General features: G+C 60.3%; 25 protein-coding genes. 7 read left to right on the top strand and 18 right to left on the bottom strand.

The window, feature by feature from the left end:
• Positions 1–56 precede the first annotated feature (56 nt).
• Positions 57–1,280: a HipA domain-containing protein gene (locus tag B5F22_RS02475; protein ID WP_242955039.1), complete on the top strand. Its 1,224-nt coding sequence runs from the start codon at positions 57–59 to the stop codon at positions 1,278–1,280.
• Between the two features lie 38 nt (positions 1,281–1,318).
• Here B5F22_RS02475 and yaaA read toward each other — a convergent pair whose 3' ends face one another.
• The 6 genes from yaaA to B5F22_RS02445 form a co-directional block, all read right to left on the bottom strand.
• Entirely contained in the window at positions 1,319–2,065 is a 747-nt protein-coding gene (gene yaaA, locus B5F22_RS02470) for a peroxide stress protein YaaA (RefSeq protein ID WP_087390430.1), read from the bottom strand.
• Positions 2,066–2,071: 6 nt separating this feature from the next.
• Entirely contained in the window at positions 2,072–2,536 is a 465-nt protein-coding gene (gene bcp / locus B5F22_RS02465; RefSeq protein ID WP_087390427.1) for a thioredoxin-dependent thiol peroxidase, read from the bottom strand.
• Between the two features lie 74 nt (positions 2,537–2,610).
• Complete coding sequence (locus B5F22_RS02460; RefSeq protein ID WP_087390425.1) at positions 2,611–3,498, bottom strand: hypothetical protein; 888 nt, start codon at positions 3,496–3,498, stop codon at positions 2,611–2,613.
• Positions 3,499–3,577: 79 nt separating this feature from the next.
• A complete protein-coding gene (locus B5F22_RS12415; RefSeq protein ID WP_204210506.1) occupies positions 3,578–3,781 on the bottom strand; it encodes a hypothetical protein in 204 nt (67 codons plus the stop codon).
• Positions 3,760–5,397, bottom strand: a complete 1,638-nt coding sequence (locus B5F22_RS02450) for a cache domain-containing protein (RefSeq protein WP_087390422.1) — start codon at positions 5,395–5,397, stop codon at positions 3,760–3,762. The genes B5F22_RS12415 and B5F22_RS02450 overlap by 22 nt, the downstream gene beginning before the upstream one ends.
• The gene (locus B5F22_RS02445) at positions 5,384–7,009 is read right to left on the bottom strand and encodes a response regulator (protein ID WP_143482160.1); all 1,626 of its coding nucleotides are present in this window, start codon (positions 7,007–7,009) and stop codon (positions 5,384–5,386) included. Before B5F22_RS02445 ends, B5F22_RS02450 begins: the two co-directional genes overlap by 14 nt.
• Before the next feature lie 331 nt (positions 7,010–7,340).
• On the opposite strand from B5F22_RS02445, the gene yqeC reads away from it, so the two are divergent.
• On the top strand, positions 7,341–8,009 hold the full coding sequence (gene yqeC, locus B5F22_RS02440; protein WP_087390416.1) for a selenium cofactor biosynthesis protein YqeC: 669 nt from the start codon (positions 7,341–7,343) through the stop codon (positions 8,007–8,009).
• Between the two features lie 40 nt (positions 8,010–8,049).
• Here yqeC and B5F22_RS02435 read toward each other — a convergent pair whose 3' ends face one another.
• From B5F22_RS02435 to B5F22_RS02390, 10 genes are all read right to left on the bottom strand, one after another.
• On the bottom strand, positions 8,050–9,042 hold the full coding sequence (locus B5F22_RS02435; protein ID WP_158096584.1) for an XdhC/CoxI family protein: 993 nt from the start codon (positions 9,040–9,042) through the stop codon (positions 8,050–8,052).
• Positions 9,043–9,053: 11 nt separating this feature from the next.
• The gene (locus B5F22_RS02430; RefSeq protein ID WP_343223915.1) at positions 9,054–9,293 is read right to left on the bottom strand and encodes a DUF3343 domain-containing protein; all 240 of its coding nucleotides are present in this window, start codon (positions 9,291–9,293) and stop codon (positions 9,054–9,056) included.
• 10 nt (positions 9,294–9,303) lie between these two features.
• Entirely contained in the window at positions 9,304–10,452 is a 1,149-nt protein-coding gene (locus B5F22_RS02425; RefSeq protein ID WP_087390410.1) for an aminotransferase class V-fold PLP-dependent enzyme, read from the bottom strand.
• Positions 10,453–10,456: 4 nt separating this feature from the next.
• The gene (yqeB, locus tag B5F22_RS02420) at positions 10,457–11,284 is read right to left on the bottom strand and encodes a selenium-dependent molybdenum cofactor biosynthesis protein YqeB (RefSeq protein WP_087390407.1); all 828 of its coding nucleotides are present in this window, start codon (positions 11,282–11,284) and stop codon (positions 10,457–10,459) included.
• The gene (yedF, locus tag B5F22_RS02415) at positions 11,281–11,904 is read right to left on the bottom strand and encodes a sulfurtransferase-like selenium metabolism protein YedF (protein ID WP_087390405.1); all 624 of its coding nucleotides are present in this window, start codon (positions 11,902–11,904) and stop codon (positions 11,281–11,283) included. Before yedF ends, yqeB begins: the two co-directional genes overlap by 4 nt.
• Before the next feature lie 19 nt (positions 11,905–11,923).
• Entirely contained in the window at positions 11,924–12,949 is a 1,026-nt protein-coding gene (gene selD, locus B5F22_RS02410) for a selenide, water dikinase SelD (RefSeq protein ID WP_087390402.1), read from the bottom strand.
• 25 nt (positions 12,950–12,974) lie between these two features.
• Positions 12,975–14,291 (bottom strand): M18 family aminopeptidase, encoded by a 1,317-nt coding sequence (locus B5F22_RS02405; RefSeq protein WP_087390399.1) that lies wholly within the window; start codon positions 14,289–14,291, stop codon positions 12,975–12,977.
• 344 nt (positions 14,292–14,635) lie between these two features.
• On the bottom strand, positions 14,636–16,267 hold the full coding sequence (gene hcp / locus B5F22_RS02400; RefSeq protein WP_087390395.1) for a hydroxylamine reductase: 1,632 nt from the start codon (positions 16,265–16,267) through the stop codon (positions 14,636–14,638).
• Between the two features lie 15 nt (positions 16,268–16,282).
• The gene (locus B5F22_RS02395) at positions 16,283–16,477 is read right to left on the bottom strand and encodes a ferredoxin (protein ID WP_087228756.1); all 195 of its coding nucleotides are present in this window, start codon (positions 16,475–16,477) and stop codon (positions 16,283–16,285) included.
• Between the two features lie 127 nt (positions 16,478–16,604).
• On the bottom strand, positions 16,605–17,123 hold the full coding sequence (locus B5F22_RS02390; RefSeq protein WP_087390392.1) for a hypothetical protein: 519 nt from the start codon (positions 17,121–17,123) through the stop codon (positions 16,605–16,607).
• A gap of 202 nt (positions 17,124–17,325) precedes the next feature.
• Between B5F22_RS02390 and B5F22_RS02385 the strand changes: the two genes are divergently transcribed.
• The 5 genes from B5F22_RS02385 to B5F22_RS02365 all read left to right on the top strand — a co-directional run bounded on the left by B5F22_RS02385 (position 17,326) and on the right by B5F22_RS02365 (position 22,046).
• On the top strand, positions 17,326–19,062 hold the full coding sequence (locus B5F22_RS02385) for an ABC transporter ATP-binding protein/permease (RefSeq protein ID WP_087390389.1): 1,737 nt from the start codon (positions 17,326–17,328) through the stop codon (positions 19,060–19,062).
• A complete protein-coding gene (cydC, locus tag B5F22_RS02380) occupies positions 19,059–20,711 on the top strand; it encodes a thiol reductant ABC exporter subunit CydC (protein ID WP_087390386.1) in 1,653 nt (550 codons plus the stop codon). The genes B5F22_RS02385 and cydC overlap by 4 nt, the downstream gene beginning before the upstream one ends.
• Positions 20,711–21,055, top strand: coding sequence for a nitrous oxide-stimulated promoter family protein (locus B5F22_RS02375; protein WP_087390384.1), 345 nt, complete (start codon positions 20,711–20,713; stop codon positions 21,053–21,055). Before cydC ends, B5F22_RS02375 begins: the two co-directional genes overlap by 1 nt.
• Before the next feature lie 4 nt (positions 21,056–21,059).
• Positions 21,060–21,476 carry a YbaN family protein gene (locus tag B5F22_RS02370; protein ID WP_087228774.1) on the top strand — a complete coding sequence of 139 codons (417 nt, stop codon included), beginning with the start codon at positions 21,060–21,062 and terminating at the stop codon, positions 21,474–21,476.
• 96 nt (positions 21,477–21,572) lie between these two features.
• Positions 21,573–22,046, top strand: coding sequence for a TspO/MBR family protein (locus B5F22_RS02365; protein ID WP_087390380.1), 474 nt, complete (start codon positions 21,573–21,575; stop codon positions 22,044–22,046).
• 38 nt (positions 22,047–22,084) lie between these two features.
• On the opposite strand, the gene B5F22_RS11935 is transcribed toward B5F22_RS02365, so the two are convergent.
• Positions 22,085–22,345: a hypothetical protein gene (locus tag B5F22_RS11935; protein WP_143482158.1), complete on the bottom strand. Its 261-nt coding sequence runs from the start codon at positions 22,343–22,345 to the stop codon at positions 22,085–22,087.
• 111 nt (positions 22,346–22,456) lie between these two features.
• Positions 22,457–22,633: a hypothetical protein gene (locus tag B5F22_RS12220; RefSeq protein WP_158096583.1), complete on the bottom strand. Its 177-nt coding sequence runs from the start codon at positions 22,631–22,633 to the stop codon at positions 22,457–22,459.
• Between the last annotated feature and the right edge of the window lie 91 nt (positions 22,634–22,724).

Genomic DNA, 22,724 nt, shown 5'->3' with positions numbered 1-22,724 from the left:
TTGCAGAGTTTTTATGGATATGTTACAATACACTCAATATGAAGGGAGGACTACCCATGATTTGCACCCTGATGCACAAACGGCTGGCAGTGGCAGCGCTGGAACTGGACGAGGCCACCGGGTCGATTCGACATATCAGCACCGTGTACACACCCGAACACCTCCCGGTGGGCACCTGTGCCCCCAGTGGAGAGGTGGACCGGGCCGCCCTGAACCAGTGGTGGACGAGCCGCTGCATCCCCACCACCCGCATCGGCATACGGGAGGCCCTGGAGACGCTGGGACTGTCCAGCCCGCAGCTGTTGCCCCTGCGCAGCTATGGGCTGAGTCTCTCCGATCACTATTGGATTTGCCCTCAGGACGCCGGGGTCATCTGGGACACCATCAACTTCTACGACAATCCCTTCTCCGACGACGTGGGCAGCGTACTCTTCGGCCAGCCCAAACCCAGCGCCGGGGTTGACTTCTGCTCCCCGGACAATACCACCGACGGGTATCTGAGAAAGTGCTGGAAGATCGTGGACGGAGCCCGCTGTCTCATTAAAGGCGGCAGCGCCCCCTTCCAGCAGCAGCCCTTCAACGAGGTCATTGCCACAGGCATTATGGAGCGTCTGAACATCCCCCACGTCCCGTACCGTCTGCTCTGGAGCAACGGCCAGCCCTACTCGGTGTGTACGGACTTTGTCACCCCAGACACCGAACTGGTCACCGCCTGGCAGGTGATGCAGACGCAGAAAAAGAGCAACAGCCAATCGGTGTATCAGCACTTCATCTCCTGTTGTCAGGCCCTGGGTGTAGACCACGTGGTGCCCGCCCTGGACCAAATGCTGGTGGTAGACTATTTTCTAGCCAATGAGGACCGCCACCTGAACAACTTCGGCCTGCTGCGCAACCCGGAAACTCTGGAGTGGCTGGGCATGGCCCCCATCTTTGACAGCGGCACCTCCCTGGGCTACGACCGAACCGCGGAGCGGATTCCCATGGACCACGATGTGGTGTGCAAGCCCTTCAAAAACCACCACGACCAGCAACTGAAGCTGGTGTCCTCCCTGGACTGGGTGGACTTTGAGGCGCTGTCCGACTTAGATGAGCTGGTTCGGGACACCCTGTCTGGCTCCCTGGCACAAGGCTGTGTGGGTGCTGACCGCATCGAGGCCATCGCACAGGCGGTCCAGCATCGGGTCCAGCGGCTTCAACAGGCTGCACAGTCCCAACAGAGCCCCGATCTCTCCTCCACCACCGACGATGTGGAGCAAAACGTGGCACAGAGCTACCAATAACAACGAACAAGGGTCTCCCACGGCGGGAGGCCCTTCTGTTATGTGTTTTTCAAAAAGACGTATAAATTCTCCTGGGAGTGTTGGGGTGAAACGCGGTAGTCCAAGTGGTCAAAGGCACAGAGGTCCTCCGGGCGCTCCACCCGGTGCTGGGCCATGTACCGCACCATCTCTCCCCGGGCCATCTTACACATGGTGCCCTTTTCCACCACTTTGCCCCCCTGCTCTTCTCCGAACACGCAGGTGATAAACCGGGTGTTGGGCGGCACATAGCGGGAGACGCACACGCTGTACTCCTTGGAAGCCAGATTGATGATGCAGTCCGTCTCTCCCCACAGGTCCCGGGCCAGATGGTCGCCCCAGAAGGCGTACAGGTCCTTGGCCTGGCCCACTGGGAGTTTGGCCTGCATCTCCAGGCGGTAGGGCGTCACACCGTCAAAGGGGCGCACCAGGCCGTAAAACCCGGAGAGGATACGCAAATGCTCTTCCACGTACTCCAGCTCCTCCTGGGTGAACACGCCAGGAGCCATATACCGATACTGAATCCCCTCATAGCTGAGAATGGCTGGGGTGAGGTTGCGGTGCAAGTCCATGGTTTTGAGCCGTTCCACATTCAGCTGGGCGATCTGGTCGTTGCACTTCCAGAGCTTTTTCAGCTGGTCGTAGGACATGCCTTGGAGCACCTGGCACAGCTGCTGAGTCTGCTCCAGATGGGCGGGCAAGTTGCGCCAGGCCAGACTGTCCGTGTCCTCCCGCATCTTCTTGGCGGGGGAAATGATGATTCGCATGGCCAGTTACACCTCTCCGTCCAGGTAGGCCAAAATCTCGGCGGCGTTGGTGTCTGGCTTCACCTTGGGCATCACCTTCTCAATGACACCCTGAGGGTCGATGACATAGGTGGTGCGCACCACTCCCATACTCACCTTGCCATAGAGCTTCTTCTCCTGCCACACACCGTAGGCCTGGATGGCCTCCAAGTCGGGGTCAGAGAGGAGCACAAAGGGCAGCTCATACTTCTGGGCAAATTTCAGGTGAGAGGCCACGGAGTCCTTGCTAACACCGATGACCACCACGTCCCGCTGGGTAAAGCCCTCATAGTTCTGGGCAAACCCACAGGCCTGCCGGGTGCAGCCGGGGGTGTTGTCTCTGGGATAGAAATACAGCACCACTCGCTTTCCTGCGAACTGGGACAGGCTGACCTCTTGGCCCTCCTGATTTTTCAAGGTAAAGTCTGGGGCTTTGCTTCCCACTTCTAACATGACGATTCTCTCCTTTGCATGAGGTGATTTCTGACTTTCATCCTACCACAGGATTTGACCCCACACAACCGCTTTTAGAGTCGCTTGTTGCGGCGTGCCGTCCAACGCACCATCCAAATCACGCCTCCCACGCAGACCACGATGACCACAATCACCGGGACAAAATACATGGCATACACGGCCAGATAGGGGTTTTGGAAGAAGCCCAACAGTTCCTGCCACCAGGACTGGTCCACCTCTATGCGCAGATTTTCCTCTGGCAAAGTGTCCGAGACGTACTGATAGGTACGGGGCGCCACCTTTTCAAACTCCAGGTTGCTGTCCTGAAGCACTGGCATGTCCTCGTCCAGGTGGAGGTTGATGGTCAGGTTGGAAAAATCCTTCCACAGGGCCGCAGGCCGCAGGTAATACTCCAAGGTGCCCCGCTTGACATTGTAGTCATAGTCTGGATATCCTCCCAGTCGGTAGGTGTAGGAGACCACAACGTCATACTGCTGGCGGGGTTCAAACTCCAAGGCAAAAAGGATGGTGTCCACGGTCTGTCCCTGGCCCACATCGGCGGCTTCCCCGTCCAGCACCACGTACTGCCAGTCCTGGGTGTCGATCTGGGTGACATCCCCCAGGGCATAGCTCTCCACCACAACCGGTACCTCCTGCCCATCCACCAGGACGGTAGCATCCCCCGCCTCCACGTTGGGCGAGAGGAACATGGACGGGGTCACCACCTGCTGGTCCGTGGTGTTCTCCATGGTATAGGTGGCCATGATCTCCGCCTTGGCCCCCTTCACGGTGATGTCCAGCACCTCCGAGGTCACTGCAAGCTCCTGATTTTTCTCAAAGGTGATGGAGGTCCCCACATCTGGATTGGCAGGCGCAGCCATGTTGGCATGGGCCTTGGGGGTAAGCAAGAGTAAGAGAAGCAGGGGACATAGGGCCGCAAGCTTACGTGGTATGACCTTCATACTACCATCTCCATTCCTGTATTCTCTCCCCATCCGAGACCTTATGGGTTCAAGTTCAGTGTATCAGAGTGGCATGGGTTCAGCAAGATAATTCCGCAGAAATCCAGCGTTTTTCCAGACCCAGACGCTCTGGCAACCACGGGTCATGAGAAATCAGCAAGAGGCCTCCCCGCCGCTCCTCCAGTCTGTCCGCCAGCGCCTCCCGGGCCACTGAGTCCAGGTGGTTCAACGGCTCGTCCAGGAGGAGAAAGGGGGCCTCTTTCAGCAGAGCCCGGGTGAGCAAAATTTTCTTCCGCTCCCCGGGGGACAGATTCTTTCCATCCCCCGCAATGGCATATTCCAAGGGCTTGGCAAAGGCCAGGTCTGCCAAGAGCTGGGCAGCAGCTCCCCGCTTGTGCTCTGGTAAGAACAGATTGTCCCACACGGTCCCCGTGAAGATGACGCTGTCCTGTTCTTGTAGGGCCACACTGCGGCGCAGCCGCTGGAGCGATACCACCGCTCCCCTCTCGTCCAAAATTTCTCCCTGATCTGGCGGATAGATGCCGCCCAGAAGGGACACCAGGGTGGACTTTCCGCACCCGTTTTCCGCCGCATAGGAGAAGCCCACGTTGTGCAGCGCCAATATCTCCAGGGGCTGCATTGTCCCTTCGTCCGGCTTCTCCTCCCGTTCCTGATAGAAGTATTCCATCCGAGCGCCGTCACCGTGGACAGCTCCAGTACCTCCGGGTCGGTGTCAAAGGTGACGGTGAACTTGTTTTTATACCGCACCTTATCCGCCATGAGTTTTTTCATCTCCTGGGCCATGGACTGCACTGTCCTGCCCAGCCGTTGAATCTCATAGGAGCCACCAATGGCGATCTCTGTATCCAGGTCTCCGTTTTCCAGCTTCTCCACCGACTTTTGCAGCTCCTCCACTGGGCGGGCAATCTGGGAAGACACCGACTGGTTGACCAGGATGATGAGGATGGCCAGACACACCACACCAATCAGGCCCGCCAGCTGGATAAACAGCACGTCGTCGGAATAGATGCCCACGGGGGCCACCCGGACAATCTTCCACCCGGTGTATCCCACCGTCTTGACGGTGATCACCGAGTCCTGCCCGTTTACCTTTCCGATGTAGTTGCCGTCCTCCTCCCCCACGTAGGCCAGGCTGTCCTCTTCAAAGAGGTCGGAGTACACCAGCTGTTGGCGGGGGTGGTAGATCATCTCCCCGTCCTCCCCCACCAGGTAGGCGTAACCGGAGTCCCCGTAGCCGGCGTTGTTGAAAATTTGCTCGATGCCGGAGAAGTTGATGTCCAACAGCAGCACGCCCTGGCCCACCTGTCCATTCTCCGTCAGCTCCACCGCTCGGGACAGGGACACCACCCAGCGGTACCGGCAGTCCGGGTCGTCAAACAGGTTCTGCACATGGGGCAGAGAGAAGTGAAAGTTCTCGATCTTGTCCAGGGCCTCCCGGAACCACGCCTGATCTTTTGCCGTCTGGGCCTCCTTCTCCTTGGCTGCCGGGGCACTGGTCAGCACGTTGCCCTCGGGGTCCAGAATGACAATGCTCACCAGCAGGTCCTTGTTGGCGTCGTACAGCAGCTCGATCTGCTCCCCAATGTCATCCACCGCCAGGTCATGCTTTTTGATCACCCGGTAGTAGGCCGTCTCGGACACCCGCATCATGTTTTTCAGGTACATGTCCAGGTTCAGTCCAATCTGTTCCACCAGACGGGTGTTGTTCTCCTTCATCATGGTCTCCGCCGAGGAGAAAAAGCCGGTGTACAGCACAATCCCCACCAGTGTCATGGCCACCAGGGTGATGCCGGTAAAGGCCAGAGCGATGGTATACTGGATGTTCTTGCTGCGAAACCCCTCCAGCCAGTGGGTCAGTACCTGCTTAACCCTCCCCATCTTCACCCTTCTCCTTCATATAGCGGTACTTCATGGGGGAGACCCCGTACCGCTTTTTAAACACGTAGCTGAAATAGGCCGGTTCGCTGTATCCCACCTGTTGGGCGATCTCCCCCACCGCGCTGTCCGTGTTGTCCAGCAACCACGCCGCCTGGGTCAGCCGCACCTGGGTGAGGTAGTTGACAAACCCGCACCCCGTCTCCTGCTTGAACAGAGTGGAAAAATGGCTGACACTCAAATGCAGATGGGTGCACACCGACTCCAGGGACAGGGCCGGGTTGCTGTAGTGCTTCTGAATGTAAGTCTTGGCCTCCTCCGCCACCAACTGGGTGGCGTTGTTGCGCTTTTGCGCAATGGAGCGGCTGATCTGCTGGCACAGCTGGATGAGGCGGCTCTCAAAGACCCAGGGAGAGTTGAGATTTTTTAGTAACGTCAGTTCCACCAACTGCTGGGACAGATCGTCGGTGTCCTCCAGCTCATAGGTCTTGATAACCCGCAGCAGCTCGGTGGCCAGCTCCATCACCGACAGCCGGTACTGGGACACCGGCATTTTCTTGGCCCGCAGCACCGAGAGAAAGTTGCGCACTGTCTCCTCAATCTGGTCATTGTCCTCCAAGCGCATGGCGGCCAGAAGCTCCCGGAAGGAGTAGCCCTCCAGAGCGGAGGCCTCGGTGGTCTGGGGCTCAATGTCCCCGATGTACACCACCGGCTCCTCCCCCACCATGGTCTGATAATCCAAGGCATTTCTGGCCTCCATGGCAGATCGGCGCAGCTGGGACAGGGCGGTGCAAGTGCTTCCGATGCCCACCGCCAGCTCCAGCTGGAGGAATCGCTGGGCGGACAGGCAGATCTGGCGCATGCCGTTGATGAGCTGGAGCATGTCCTGCTGCTGCTCGATGGTAGCCAACACCGCCACATAGTCCTGGTAGAGGAAGCAGATCACCGGGCAGTACCGGGGCAGCTCCTTCTCCGCCCGCTGCCGCACCATGTGGGGCAGTAGCTCCCGCTCCCTGCTGGCCCCGTCTCCCCCGTTGTAGCGGATGAGGGCAATGGTCCACTTCTCTCCGATGATGGTCAGGCGCATTTCCCGAGCCTTTTCCCGGGCCCACTCCTCCTGGACGCTGCTGTCCAACAGCCGGGCCAGCAGCTGTTCCCGCATGGCAGGCAAACTCATCTCGTACTGCTCTCTCAGCCGCTTCAAATCGTACTGCTTGGCCAGGTGCTGGTCCAGCTTCTCTCGAATTCGCCCCATGAGAGCGGTAAACTCCCCGAAATTCACGGGTTTTAAGATGTACTCGGTCACATTCTCCTGAATGGCCCGTTTGGCGTAGTCAAAGTCGTCATACCCGGTGAGAATCACCAGGCAGATATCAGGAAACATGGTGCGCAGGTTGTGGCACAGCTCCAGCCCGCTCATAAAGGGCATACGAATGTCGGTGATTACCACGTCGGGGGCTACCGTTTTGGCGGTCTCCCAGGCCTCTTGGCCGTTGGACGCCTCTGCCACCAGCTCAAAGCCACAGCGGTTCCACTCCACTTTCTCTCGCACGCCTTCCCGCACTTCCTCCTCGTCGTCCACCAGCATGACCCGGTAACGGTACGGAAACTGCACGCCACTCTCACCCTTGTCTCTGTCTTGCCACACCACGGTAAACTCCCCCGCTTCCTATGTCCGGCCCGTGGGCCGCTCCACTGTTCCTCCATTGATATTTTACTAAATTAAAGCACATTACCCACTTTTTTTCAATCTCATTTTCGATTTTTGTGCACCTTGTCTGTCCTCCCACCATATGTGTCCATTTATGTCCTGTTTCTCCCATACTGGCGTTTATTGCCTCCTATTACGGGTCAATGGTACTTTTTCCCTCAATTCCTCTTGCAATTTCCGGTCAACTATGCTTTGATAAATTGGATATTACAGTCAGGAACAGGAGGGATATACCGTGCCAATTTCTCTGGAAACCATACATTCTGTGGCTGCCATCGGAGCAGGCGGCAAGACCACCGCCCTGGGGCGGTTGGCTGTAGCCCACCGCCGGCGGCGGGTGCTGCTGACCACCACCACCCGCATTCGCCCCTACCCGGACACCGTGTGTGATCGACTTCTTATAGACCCCACACCTCAAGAGTTGACGGAGGCATTGGCCAAGCCGGGGGTCACCTGTGCCGGATGTACCTCTCAGGAAGGCAAGCTGCGTGCGCTGTCTCCGGAACTTCTGGAGCTGGGCTGTAAGACAGCCCAACTAGTGCTGTACGAGGCAGACGGGGCGAAAATGCTGCCCTTGAAGCTGCACCGCTCCTTTGAACCCGTGATCTTGCCCGATACGGACCTGTGTCTGGTGGTGGCGGGGCTGTCTGCGGTGGACCGCCCGGTGACCGAGTGCGTCCACTGCTACCAGCTCTGCCCGGACTGGGCGGAACATCCCCAACACACCGTGGACACCTCCGATGTTCTCTATTGCATTCAAGACACCATGGATGCCGCAGGGCTGCCCCTTGATAAGTACCATGTTCTGCTCACCCATGCCGACACCCCTCGCCGCCAACAGGTGGCCGCCCAAGTGAAGGAGGTTCTCTCCGCCCGTGGGATTTCCTGCACCATTTGCCCATAAAAAATGCCTGTCCGGCCGAAGCCGAACAGGCATTTCCCATTTATACTTGGCTGGGCGCCTCTTCAAACAGCACCTCAATGGTGCCGCCGCAGATCATGCCGGAGCGCCCTGCTTCCCCGGAGCGCATGTCATAGGAGACCAACATGGGGCGAGGGTGGTCCAACAAATCCCGCCCCTGGCACACCGCCTGGTATTCCGCCAGGCCACCGCCGATAGTGCCCACGGTGGTGCCGTCAGGACGAATCAACATCCGGGTTCCCACACCCCGAGGGGCAGAGCCGGATTTTTTCACCACCGTGACCATAACGCCCCCAGCCCCGGACCGCAGCGCCTCCCGGAGCTCCCTGGGGAAGACAGAGCCCTGGCCACACTGGCGGGTGGCAATCCACTCCGCAGCGATGGACACGGCAATCTCCTCGGGGGTCTGGGCCCCGATGTCCAGCCCGATGGGGGCGTGGACCCGCTCCAAAGCCTGGGGGGCCACCCCCTCCTCCTGGAGCAGCTGGAAGATGGCCTGATTTTTTCTCTTACTGCCGATCATCCCTAGATAGGTCAAGGGATGTTTCACCGCCTGACGCAGACACGCGGCATCTCCCCCGTGGCCCCGGGTGACGATGACCACGGACAGGTCGGGATGCTCCTCCCAGGGAAAGGTGTGGGACAGGTATTCCTCGAAGGGGGCGCACACGGTGTCCACCCCCGGCTCAAACCGCTGGGGCTGGGCAAACTCCTCTCGGTCGTCCACCACCGTCACCTGATAGCCCAGCATCACCCCCAGTCGGGCCACGGGCACCGACACATGGCCGCCGCCGCAGATGAGCAGGGTCTTTTCCCGGCGCAGGCACTCCACCAGCACCGCCCGCCCCTCCTCATCGGTAGTCTGACAAGGGGGCTGGAAGCCATGGCCTAGCCAGGCAGGGCGCTGCTCCAACTGGACCGCCTGGCCCAGGGTCTCCCCCTCCAGAGAGGTAACCCGCCACACTAAGCCCTTCTCGTCCAGGGCCCGGGCCAGAGCTTGATATCCGTTGTCCACCTGCATCCCTCCTAAATGGTCAGTTGAATGATCTGCTGTGGGTGGATGTTCCCCCGCTCCAGCACAGTCTCCATGGCCGCCTGAGTCTCCGGCGGGGCACTCCACGCCAGTCCACACCCGGCGCTGAGGACCTGGGGCACCGGGATCAGCCGTCCCTCCAGGCCCTGCTTCCGGGCCAGTTTCTCGGTTTTCAATGCCTCCGCCGTGGTGTGAAAGGTGATGACCAGGCGAAGCTGAGGTTTTCTCAACATGGGTTTCTCCTTATATGGGTGATAGCCGCCGGGCCAAGTCTGCCACAGCGTCCACGGCTTGGGCTACCTCTTGGGGGGTATTCAGATGGGAGAAGGAAAACCGCACGGCACCCCGGGCTGAAGTGCCCAGGGCCTCATGGATGAGAGGGGCGCAGTGGGCCCCCGCCCGGGTGCAGATTCCAAACTCCTGGGCCAGCACGTCCGCCACCTCTCCGGCGTCCTCCTCCCCCAGGTTCAAAGACACCACCGCCGTGCGGTGGGGGGCGTCCACATCCCCGTATAGGGTCACGCCGGGGAGGTCTCGCACCCCGTTTACGAAAGTCCGGGCCAATTCCATCTCTTTCCGATACAAGTTTTCCCGGCCCTGTTCTTTGATATAAGTTATCCCGGCCAGCAGCCCCGCCAGTCCGTGGGCGTTAAGGGTGCCCGCCTCCAGGCCCTCGGGCAGGTCCTGGGGGTGCCTGCGGTCATAGCTGTGCACGCCGCTACCCCCCACCACCAGAGGACGGAGAGTCACATCCGGGGCCACGCTCAGCCCGCCGGTGCCCTGGGGGCCCAGCAGTCCCTTGTGGCCGGTGAAACACACCACCGACGCCCCCACCGCCTGCTGGTTCACGTCCAGCACCCCCGCAGACTGGGAGGCATCCACCACAAAGGTGAGTCCATGAGCCCGGCAAAAGTTCCCGATACACTTCAAATCCAGGGTATTGCCCGTGACATTGGAGGCGTGGGTGCACACCACCCCTCGGGTATTTGGGCGCAGGGCCCGGGTAAAGTCCTCATAGTCGATGTTACCCGTTTCGTCGGCGGGAAGAATGGTCAGCTCCAGCCCCTGCTCCTCCAGCCGATACAGAGGGCGCAGTACAGAATTGTGCTCCAGGGCGGTGGTGATGACGTGGTCCCCCGGGCCGTACAGCCCGCAGATAGCGGCATTCAGCGCCGCCGTGGAGTTGGGGGTGAAGCAGACCCGTGCGGGGTCTGTGGCACCCAACAGCTCCGCCACCGCCTCCCGGCAGGCCCACACGGTGCGGGAGGCCGCCAACGTCAGAGGATGGGCTCCCCGTCCTGGGGAGCCCACCGTGTGCATGGCATCCACCACAGCCTGGGCCACACAGGGTGGCTTCAAAAAGGAGGTGGCCGCCGCATCCAGATAAATCATGGGCTCACCCCTCCCCCAGCAGGCAACGGGTGAGGCATCTCTCCTGGGCCAGGTGGAGCAGGGCCTCCAACACACCCCCAGCAATGGCCCGGGCCTTGTCCGAGACGGTAGTGCAGTTCTCCCGCTCCCCCAGTCGGGGGTCAATGTCCGCAATTTTCAGGCCCTTGGTCACCGGGTATCCCGCCCGGATGAGCCCTCGGAGCACGCCGTCAATGGTGGCGGGTACCGGCACGTCCCCCAGCACAGCCAGGGTCTGCCCCGTCTGCACCACGTCGCCGATGGCGGTGCAGGGAACCAGAGTCCCGTCCGCCGGGGCGTGAATGACCCGCTCCTTGTCGTAGCCACCGATCTTCCCCGGCACCCCCGTGTTGGGTTGGGCGGCCCCGGTGTACAGCACCCGGCCCAGACGGTGGCCCCGCATGGTCTCCACCACGGCGTCCACATCCTCCCCGGCCACAAAGCCAGGGCCCAGGGCCACGGTGATAGGGGCCATATCCCGAGTGGTACCCAGGTTGCGCTTGGCCAGAATGGCATCTACCAGGGCCACAGGCCGGACCTGAGGCAGGCACGCCCCGGTCTCGTCCACCAGCAGGGGAATTCCCCCGGCTGTCCACACTTTTTCGGCTTCTTCGAGAGTGTCAATGCGGCGACAGGTCACCCCTTCCACCTGGGTCACACCGTCATACACCGCCTCACAGAAGGCCACCGCCCGGCGGATGGCGGTGGGCTGGGCACACTCCAGCACCAACACTCGCACCCCGCACTGGTACAGGCGCAGGATGGTCCCGGTGGCCAGGTCTCCCCCGCCCCGGACGACTACCACGCCCCTCATGGGCGGATGACCTTTCCGGCCTTGGCCATGGTCTCGGCAATGACATACATGTTGGTGACGCCGCCCACCGCCAGCTTCTCGGTGAGGCCGTAGTGGTTCAGGCAGGTGCCACAGGTGAGGATTTCCGCCCCGGCCTCTTCCAGGGTCTTCAGGTCCGCCACCGTCTCCGCCCCCTCCACGGACAGCTTGGCGCCGCCGTTGTAGAGCAGTACGGTGTCCGGGGCCTCATCCAGCTGGGTGAGGGCGTAGACAAAGCCCTTCATCAGGGCCCGGCCCAGCACCTCATCCCCCATGCCCATCTGGTCCGAGGACAGCACCACCACAGTGGGGCCCTGGACAGGCACAGTACAGGGGGGAATGTTCTCCATGAGGTCTGCCACCTCCTGGCTGTCCGGGTCAAAGCCCTGTCCTGCGGCGGTGAGGGTAATGCGCCAGCCCCCATTCTCCTGCTGGGTGGCGGCATTCAGGCCCATCTGACGGGCCATCTTCTCCACGTTCTGCCGGGCAATGTCGTTATCCACCAGGGTCACCACCGGAGCGCCGTGCTCCCGCAGGGCGTTGCGGGTCTCGATCACGGGCACGGGGCAGGCCTTGCCACGGGCATCCACCAGAACTTCCATATTCATTTCCTCCTCTTGTTTACGGTTCTACAATGATCTCTGCGTCCAACCGGGGCAGAATGGTCCCGATGTCGCCGCAGGGCAAATCTAGCATGCGCAGTTCCTCCAGCAGAAGTTGAGCGTCCGCCTCCTCCACCGCCAGCAGCAGTCCCCCCGAGGTCTGGGGATCAAAGAGCAGTTCCTCCTGGGCAAAAGTGAGCCCGTGGAGCACCGCCCGCTGGGCGGCAAAGTTGCGGTTGCGCTGCCCGGCGGCGGTGAGGTAAAACTCGTCGGCACACTCCAGGGCCGTGTCCAGCACGGGCAGGGCGTGGGCAAAAATCCGGGCGGATAAGTCGGGGCGCATCATCTCGTGGAGGTGCCCCAACAGACCAAACCCCGTCACATCGGTGGCGGCGTGGACCCGGTATTTGGCCGCCACCTGGGCGGCGTATTTGTTTAAGGTGGTCATGGACTTCACCGCTCCCTGGAAGGCCTGGGGGTCCGCCTGGCCCAGCCGGGCAGCAGTGCACAGCAGGCCCACCCCCAGGGGCTTGGTGAGGATGAGGTGGTCCCCCACGGTTCCGGTGTTGTTGGCCAGAATTCGCTGGGGGTGGACCACCCCTGTCACAGACAGGCCGTACTTCACCTCCTGGTCGGCGATGGAGTGGCCCCCGGCCAGGGAGCCCCCGGCCTCCAGCACCTTCTCGCTGCCGCCCCGGAGAATCTCGCCCAGGATGTTCAGGTCCATCTCCTCAGGAAAACAGACGATGTTCAGCGCCGTTTTCACCTCTCCCCCCATGGCGTAGATGTCACTGAGGGCGTTGGTGGCAGCCACCTGCCCGAAGAGGTAGGGATCGTCCAACATGGGTGGGAAGAAGTCCAGGGTCTGGACGATGGCCAGGTCATCGGTGAGGCGATACACTGCGGCGTCGTCGCTGGACTCCGCGCCAATGAGCAAATTGGGGTCGGTGGGCCGGGGCAGCTTCTCCAGCACCCGGCTCAGGGCCGCAGGGCCCAGTTTGGCGGTGCACCCACCGCCTCGGCAAAATTGCAGCGGTTGACCCATGAAACACACCTCATTTCTCGTATTCTCAGCCCAGCACAAACCGATCGCTGTCGGTAATGTCCAGGTCGGCGTTATAGAAGGCGGTGAGGGCCTGGACCATATAGGTGGAATCCCTCACCCCCGCTGTCTCATAGGTGGAGTGCATGGCCAGCTGGGGCAGGCCCACGTCCACGGTGTGGAGGGACACCTGCTGGGTGGACAAGTTACCCAAAGTGCTGCCTCCTGCCATGTCGCTGCGGTTGGCGAAGGTCTGCACCGGTACCTGGGCATCCTTACACAGCTGCATGAAGATGGCGGCGCTGATGCCGTCGGTGGTGTACTTCTGGTTGGCGGAGAACTTCACCACGATACCCTGATTCATATACACACAGTTCTCCCCGTCCGTCTTCTCCGGGTGATTGGGGTGGACGGCGTGGGCGTTGTCGCAGGACACCATGAAGCTCTTGGCCACTGCCCGGAAGTAGTCCTCGGGGGCATGGCCCAGGGCAGCGTGGACCCGCTGGAGCACGTCCCGCAGGAAGGTGGACAGAGCACCCTGCTTGGTGCCGGAGCCCACCTCCTCGTTGTCAAAACAGCAGCACACGTTGACCCCGTGGGGGTTGTGGCTGTCCACCAGGGCCTTCATGGAGGTATAGGCGCACTGGAGGTCGTCCAGGCGGGGGGAAGAGATGAACTCCTCCTTGGCGCCCCACAGGGAGGGGGCCACCCGGGGGTAGAGGTACAGGTCACAGCCCACAACGTCCTCCGGCTTCACTCCCAGCTCCTGGGCGATGAGCTCATAGTAGCTGTTCTCTCCACACTCCCCGGCGGAGAACAGGGGGAGCATGTCCACCTGCTGGTTGTACTTCATGCCGGAATTCACGTCCCGGTTCATGTGGATGGCCACATTGGGGATGAGCAGCAGGTCCCGGTCGATGTTAAGAAGCCGGGTCTCCACCACGTTGCCCTGGCGCACCAGCACTCGGCCAGCCAGAGACAGAGGCCGGTCCAGCCAGCTGGAGCAGATCATGCCGCCGTACCCTTCCGTGTTCAGCTGGAGATAACCGCCCTTGCCCTTGAGCTCCGCCTTCTCCTTCACCTTATAGCTGGGAGAGTCGCTGTGGGAGGCGGTGATCTGGAAGTGGTAATTGTCCAGCTGCTGGCCCACATGGAAGGCAATGATGGACGAGCCGTTGCGGGTGACGTAATACTTGCCCCCCTTCTCCAGCGCCCAGCGCTCACACTCCATCAGGCGCTGATATCCGGCCTGGTCCAGCATTCGGGAGAGCTGGTGCACGGCGTGGAAGCAGCTGGGGCTGTGTTTGATAAAATCCAACACCTCACGGGATGTCTCTTGATACATGGTTTGGTTCCTCCTAGTCTATGCTTTTCTACATTATACTAAATTCTGATGATTTTTCAATCACAGCATGGAAAAAGCCGGAGTGCGTGATGCACTCCGGCTCAATTTGTTTCAAAGCTAGCATCCATGCAAGAAGTTGTGACAACCTCGCTCAGTCAAAAGCTCTCGGCAGAGTTTTCCCGCCCCCCGGGCGGGAAAATAAATTGAAATCACGTATTTTCCCAGGACATGCGCATGGGAAAATACACTTCTGGAGCCCGCCAGTGTGGAATTGGGTCGCCCTTTGACCCAATTATGCATGCAGCGGGCTGCACCCTCTCAAAAATTCTTGCATTTTTGAGAGATTAGCCGAAAAACAGCTTCATGTCCTCCTCCACGGTGCCGATCCCTGCAATGCCGAAGTTGTCCACCAGCACCTTGGCCACGTTGGGACTGAGGAAGGCGGGGAGAGTGGGACCCAGGTGGATGTTCTTCACTCCCAGGTACAGCAGAGCCAGGAGCACAATCACCGCCTTCTGCTCATACCAGGCGATGTTATAGATGATGGGCAGGTCGTTGATGTCCTCCAGCCCGAACACCTCCTTGAGCTTCAGGGCGATGACCGCCAGAGAGTAGGAGTCGTTGCACTGTCCAGCGTCCAGCACCCGGGGAATGCCGCCGATGTCACCCAGAGGCAGCTTGTTGTACTTGTACTTGGCGCAGCCAGCGGTGAGAATCACCGTGTCCTGGGGCAGAGCCTTGGCAAACTCGGTGTAGTACTCCCGGCTCTTGGCCCGGCCATCGCAGCCGGCCATGACCACAAACTTGCGGATGGCGCCGCTCTTCACCGCCTCCACCACCTGGTCAGCCAGGGCCAGCACCTGGGCGTGGGCAAAGCCGCCCACAATCTCCCCGGTCTCCAACTGGGCGGGAGGCTCACAGGTCTTGGCGTGGGCAATGAGGGCAGAAAAGTCCTTCTGCTCCCCGATCTCGCCGGGAATGTGGGTACAGCCGGGGTATCCGGCGGCCCCGGTGGTGTACAGCCGATCCTTGTAGCTGTCCTTGGGGGGCACAATGCAGTTGGTGGTCATGAGGATGGGGCCGTGGAAGGCCTCAAACTCCTCTTTCTGCTTCCACCAGGCGTTGCCGTAGTTGCCCACAAAGTTGGGATACTTCTTAAAGGCGGGGTAGTAGTGGGCGGGGAGCATCTCCGAGTGGGTGTACACGTCCACCCCGGTGCCCTGGGTCTGCTCCAGCAGCATCTCCAGGTCCCGCAGATCGTGGCCGGAGACCAGAATGCCGGGATTCTTGCCCACCCCGATGTTGACGCGGGTGATCTCAGGGTTTCCATAGGCGGAGGTGTTGGCCTTGTCCAGCATGGCCATGCCAGAGACACCGTACTTGCCTGTCTCCATGGTCAAAGCCACCAGCTGATCCACCGTGAGGCTGTCGTCCAACGTGGCAGCCAGGGCCCGCTGCAAAAAGGCGTCCACGTCCTCGTCGTCCTGGAGCAGAGCGTTGGCGTGCTTGGAGTAGGCGGACAGGCCCTTGAGACCGTAGGTAATCAGTTCCCGCAGGGAGCGAATGTCCTCATTCTCAGTGGACAGCACCCCCACCGTCTTGGCCTTCTCCTCCCAGTCCCCAGCGCCGTCCCATAGGGCGGCCTGGGGCAAGTTGGAGGTATCGCCGAGCTGGGCCAGCAGCTGGGCTTTGGCCTCCAGCGTAGCCCGAATGCGGGCCTCAATGCTCTCCCGGTCAAAGTTGGCGTTGGTGATGGTGGTGAAGAGGTTGAGGGTGATGAGATGGTTGATCTCCGGGGCAACCGTCTTTCCCTCCTTGCGCAGAGCCGTGGTGACGGCGGAAATGCCCCGGCTGACATACACCAGCAGGTCCTGCATGGCAGCTACGTCCGGCTGCTTGCCGCACACACCCACCATGGTGCACCCACGGCACCCGGCGGTCTCCTGGCACTGGTAGCAAAACATCTTTTGTTCCATGTTGATAAGCTCCTTTTACTCGTGTTCCAGCCAGCTGATGGCGGTGACCGGGCAGGAGTCAATGGCCTCCTGCACCTGGGACAAGGTCTCCTCCGTGACCGCCTGGCTCACCCCCGACTTGCCGTCCTCTCCCATACGAAACACACGAGGACACAAGGCGACACATGCGCCGCACCCGATACACAGATATTGATCCACTGTCGCATTCATATCAGCACTTCCCTTCCGGTTGATACCCATAGAATGCCACCGCTGACAGCGTCTTAAACCTTTCTTATGACAAGGAGCATGGTAGCACAGGTTTGCCGCCTCTTTCTGTTGTTATTCCAACAGGTTTTCAAAAAAATTTTGCCAGGTGGGGAATCTCCCCACCGGGCATAGCGATTGGTTTACGGACAGCGGAACTCCCAATCCATCTCCTGGGCGATAAGCTGGACCTGGAAGCGGCGGGTGTCACACAGAGACTTCCCCCCAGGGACACATCTTCGGGCACCACAAAGCGGATGCACTGGACCTGCACGTCCCGGCATCCCGGCTGGGTGTGGGCGGGAATGGTATACGCCTTAAACCCACGGGGCTCTGTTTTCCCGTCCGGGCCCACCTCCTCTAACATCACACCTAAGGCCACCCGGCGGTTGGGACAGACGTCCTTCACCGTCACCTCCAGCTGGATGATACGCCCCTGGGCGCCCAGCGGCACGCCTGACATGCTGCCGGAGCGGTCCAACACCAATACAATATCGGTGGGGTTCTCAATGATGTCTGGGGCCGCCGTCAGTGCCAGCGTCACCTGAAATTCGCCGTCACAGCTCACTTCGCTGCGGTCCACCACTTTATTTGAACTGGTAATTCCCATCTAGGCATCCTCCTTCCAGGGGTTTCCCCCTTCATCCTATGCCCTCCCCCCATTTTCTGCTTGCACCACCGCCTGGAATGTGCTATAGTTTGCATAGGGTAACTTCGCCCTGTTCTTTTTTGCACAAAACGTTAGCTTTTGCTAACTTTCTTTTTTCATTTCTGTTAGCCTGAGCTAATTCAAAGGAGAGGAGATTCCCATGATGATGGACAAACGGCTGTTGGGCATGGTGCCGGACAGCAAAAAATTTATTGCCGGAAATGTGGCCTGCCAGTGGATTTCCATGGTGGCCAATGCCGCCCTGGTGTTTACCCTGGGCTGGCTCCTGGGACAGCTGCTGGAGGGCCGCCCGGTATCCTCCAGTCTCCCCTTTGCGGGAGGAATTGCCCTGGTTGCTCTGGTGGTGCGGTGGTTTGCCCTGCGGGCCGCCGCCCGCATGAGCCATTTGGCCTCTCGGCAGGTGAAATCCACCCTGCGCCGGGCTCTATTTGACAAGCTGTACACCCTGGGGGCCTCCTACCGCCAGCGCACCTCCACCGCTCAGGTGGTTCAGGTGGCGGTGGAGGGCGTAGACCAGCTGGAGATCTACTTTGGCTCCTACCTGCCCCAGTTCTTCTACAGCCTGCTGGCTCCCGTGACCCTCTTTATCTTCTTGGCCCCCATCAGTCTGATGTGTGCCGTGGTGCTGCTGGTGTGCGTGCCCCTCATCCCCATTGCCATTGCGGCGGTACAGACCTTTGCCAAAAAGCTGCTGGCCAAGTACTGGGGGAAGTACACCAGTCTGGGCGACCACTTCTTGGAGAATCTCCAGGGCCTGACCACCTTGAAAATCTATCAGGCCGATGAGGCCCGTCAGGAGGAGATGGCCCAGCAGGCGGAGGAGTTTCGCAAGGTGACCATGAAGGTGCTCACCATGCAGCTCAACTCCATTGTCATTATGGACCTCATCGCCTACGGCGGGGCGGCTCTGGGGGCCATTCTGGCCCTCATCCAGCTGTCCCAGGGGCACATCACCCCTGCCGGATGCTTTGCCATCATCCTGCTGTCGGCGGAGTTCTTCCTCCCCATGCGGCTGCTGGGAAGCTTCTTCCACGTAGCCATGAACGGCATGGCAGCAGCCCAGAAGATTTACGCCCTGCTGGACCTGGAGGTGCCCGCCCCTTCTGCTGAATCCGTGGAGGGCAATCCCACCCTGGAGTGCCGGGGCGTCACGTTCTCCTATGACGGCCAGCGGCCCATCCTCCAGGGGGTGGATCTGACCATCACCCCCGGCTCCCTCACCGCCGTGGTGGGCGAGAGCGGCTGCGGAAAGTCCACCCTGTCCGCCCTGCTCATGGGCCGCAACCGAGGCTATGGAGGACACATCACGTTGGGGGGCAAGGAGCTGTCCTCCCTGTCCGAGGACAGCCTCATGGCCCACTGCACCTACATCGGACACCGAAGCTATCTCTTCAAGGGCACGGTGCGGGACAACCTGCTGCTGGCCCGCCCGGAGGCGCTGGACGACGAGCTGTGGGCAGTGCTGGAGCAGGTAAATCTGGCCCCCTTCCTCCACAGCGAGCAGGGGCTGGACACCAAGCTCCAGGAGGGCGGCAGCAACTTCTCCGGTGGCCAGCGCCAGCGTCTGGCCCTGGCCCGGGCGCTCCTTCACGATAGCCCCATGTATATTTTTGATGAGGCCACCTCCAACGTGGATGTGGACAGCGAAAACGAGATCATGGACCAGATTCACCGTCTCTCCCGCACCCACACGGTGCTGGTCATCTCCCACCGTCTGGCCAATGTGGCCGGGGCGGACGTCATCTACGCCATGGAGGGCGGCCTGGTAGTGGAGCACGGCTCCCACCGGCAGCTGCTGGACCAAGGCGGGCTGTATGCCCGGCTGTGGGACCAGCAGCAAGAGCTGGAACAATTCAACCAAGAGGAGGTACCCGCATGAAACCCCGCAGCAATCTATCCTGTATGGCCCGCCTCATCACGCTGGTGGGCCCCCTCACCGGAGTGATGCTTCTGGCCATCACCCTGGGGGTGCTGGGCTTCATCGCCGCCACCCTGATCCCGGTGCTGGGCGGCGTGGGCATTCTCTCCGTCCTCAACCACCAGGACACCCTGTCCTTGATTTTCCTGGTCGCCGCCCTGTGCGCCCTGCTGCGCGGGGTGTTCCGCTACGGAGAGCAGACCTGCAACCACTACATTGCCTTTAAACTGTTGGCCATTTTGCGTCAAAAGGTATTTGCCGCCCTGCGCCGCCTGGCCCCTGCCAAGCTGGACGGGCGGGACAAGGGGGATTTGATCTCGGTCATCACCTCCGACATTGAGCTGCTGGAGGTGTTCTACGCTCACACCATCTCCCCGGCCGCCATTGCCCTGGTGATGAGCCTGCTCACCGCCGCCTTTCTGGCCTGGTTCCACTGGGCCTACGGGGTGTTGGCTCTGCTGGCCTACGCCACCGTGGGCATTCTCCTCCCCGTGCTGGCCTCTCGCCGCTCCGGGGATACCGGCAACCGGATGCGCCAGAAAGCGGGGCAGCTGTCCGCCTTTGTACTGGACAGCCTGCGGGGAGTGGATGAGACCATCCAGTACCACGGCCAGGCCCAGCGTCTTGGTGAGCTGGAGGGCCGCACCGACGATCTGAGCCGGGTGCAGCAGGACATGAGCCGTATCACCGGCACCAACACCGCCGTCACCCACACCGTCATCTGGCTCTACGACCTGGCGCTGCTGGCCCTGGGGCTGGTGCTGCTGGAACAGGGTCAAGTAAACTTTGGCGGAGTGCTGGTCCCCCTCATTACCCTCATGTCCTCCTTTGGCCCGGTGGTGGCTCTGGCCAACCTGGGCGCCACCCTCCAGAGCACCTTTGCCGCCGCCCGGCGGGTGCTGGACATTCTGGACGAGACCCCGGTGGTGGAAGAGGTGTCCGGACAGTCCGCCACCCGATTCCACGGGGCCGCCTGCGAGGATCTCACCTTCTCCTACGGCGGTGAGACCATTCTGGACGGTCTGACCCTGGACTTCCCCAAGGGGAAGGTGGTGGGCATTGTAGGCCGCAGCGGCTCGGGCAAGTCCACCCTCTTAAAGCTGCTCATGCGGTTCTGGGACCGCCAGAGCGGAGAGGTGACCATCTCGGAGCGAGACGTGCGGAACATCAATACCTCCGATTTGCGCTCCATGCAAGGGTACATGACCCAGGACACCGACCTATTCCACGACACCATTTTGAAAAACATTCTTCTGGCCCGCCCCGACGCCACCCGAGAAGAGGTGGAGGAGGCCTGCAAGAAGGCCTCCATCCACGACTTCATCCTCACCCTGCCCCAGGGGTACGATACCCCGGTGGGAGAACTGGGGGACACCCTGTCCGGCGGCGAACGGCAGCGGCTGGGGCTGGCCCGTGCCTTCCTCCACAACGCCCCTTTCCTGCTGCTGGATGAGCCCACCAGCAATCTGGACAGCCTGAACGAGGCGGAGATTCTCCGCTCCCTCCACCGAGAGCGGGACCAGCGCACGGTGATTTTGGTCAGCCACCGCCGATCCACCATGGGCATTGCCGACCAGGTGCACTCGGTGGAGCATGGGAGGGTGAGCTGATGGCCTCCGCTGTGGAGAACAAACGCCTGCGGGAGAAAAAGGTGGTGGGGCAGATGATTTCCATCTACTGCCACGGCGTCCACCACACCCACACCGGGCAGCTGTGTCCCCAGTGCCAGGCGCTGAAGGACTACGCCATGGAGCGCAGCGACAAATGCCCCTTTATGGAGACGAAAACCTTCTGCTCCAACTGCAAGGTGCACTGTTACCGGAAGGACATGGCCCAGCAAATTCGGCAGGTCATGCGCTACGCCGGGCCCCGGATGCTCCTCCACCACCCCATTCTGGCCCTGCGCCACGTGTGGGAGAGTACCAGAGAGAAACAAAGACAAAACAGGAGATGATACCATGAAAAAAGTGCTCTATATCCTATTTGGCTGTATTGCCTTGGCACTGGGCGCCGTTGGCGCTGTGCTGCCCCTGCTCCCCGCTTTTCCCTTTTTGATGCTGGCAGCCTTCTGCTTTGCCCGCAGTTCTCAGCGACTGCACAACTGGTTCACCTCCACCAAGCTGTATAAAAACAATCTGGAGAGCTTTGCCAAAGGCCGTGGCATGACCTGGCGCACCAAACTTCGCATCATGGTCACGGTCACCTTAGTGATGTCCATCGGCTTTTTCATGATGGGCAGCGTCCCGGTGGGCCGCATCGTCCTGGGCTGTGTGTGGCTGTTCCACATTCTCTTCTTTATCTTCGGCATCAAGACCCTCTCCCCTGCCCAGGCGGAGCACTACCGCAAACTGGACGAAACCGCCTCTCAGGCCTAACGCAACACCCCGTGGACCACGGAACGGTTCACGGGGTGTTTGTTCGCATAATTTTCCCCGACGCAGCATACAATAGCCGCAACGGAGGTGCTGGGAATGAGTCACAAACTGCGTCAATTGCTGTTGTGCATTGGCATCCCCCTGGCGGTGGGCGGCCTGTCCGGCTGGGTGACCCGAGGTGCTATGGAGGACTTTCAGGCCCTAAACCAGCCGCCTCTCTCCCCGCCAGGTTGGCTGTTTCCCGTGGTGTGGACGGTGCTCTTTGTCCTGATGGGGATTGCCTCTTATTTAGTGGTCCGGTCCCAGGGCCCAGAAAAGCTGGTCAAGCGGGCCCTGACGTTCTACGGCATTCAGTTGGGGTTTAACTTCCTGTGGTCCATCCTCTTTTTCAACCTGGGGCTGTATCTGGTGTCCTTTTTCTGGCTGGTGCTGCTGTGGTGCCTCATTCTCCTCACCACCCTGCAATTTTCTGCCCTGGACCGCCGCACGTTCTGGCTGATGCTGCCCTATCTGGCGTGGGTGGCCTTTGCCGGGTATCTCAACTTGGGGATTTTCTGGCTGAACCGATGAAAAAAGCTCTGGAACCTTTGAGGATTCCAGAGCTTTTCTTATCGCAGCACTTTTTCTAAATTGCACCCACACCTTGGGCAAAAGGGACGTTTGGAAGACACCAGAGCACCAAGAAAAGCCCCGCAACACGGGCAACGCACCTTCACCAGCCCCATAATCACCCCAACTACTGCAACCAAAGCACCAAGCCCGGATAGCGGTGTCACCACCTCATACCGAAAACAGGGCACGCCAAACAGTACGGCCCCCGCCAAAAACACCAGTGCAGAGGTTAAATTCCACATTTTTAGCTTTTTCATCTTCCGGCTCCCTCTCTCCATGGCATCGGATAAGGAAATCATAGCACACACAGGTAAACAGAGCCACCCAGGTACGGTAAAGAGTTTGTCAGATGCAATGGCTCCCCACTCTCACGATTGATCTTGCGTTCTTTGATCAATCTGATAGAACAGTTCGCCCAAAGCCAAACACAGCACAAGAAAAGCAATCAGACGCAGCGGTTCAAATTCTGACAACAGGATATGGCCCAGGCCAGCGCCGACAAACAACGCAACCAACAGCAACAGAAATCGTTTCAAATGCTTCATTGCTATCACCTCTCAGACCTCCGGCGTTATCTGCTCCCCTTGTTATCATAATCATAGCACGGAATATCTCTGGATGCAACGCCCGAAGAAA

Origin of the sequence: Pseudoflavonifractor sp. An187 (assembly GCF_002160275.1) — a bacterium.
Lineage (GTDB): Bacteria > Bacillota > Clostridia > Oscillospirales > Oscillospiraceae > Enterenecus > Enterenecus faecium.
Note: the sequence above shows the minus strand (reverse complement) of the source record. Positions and strands in the feature narration are given on the sequence as shown.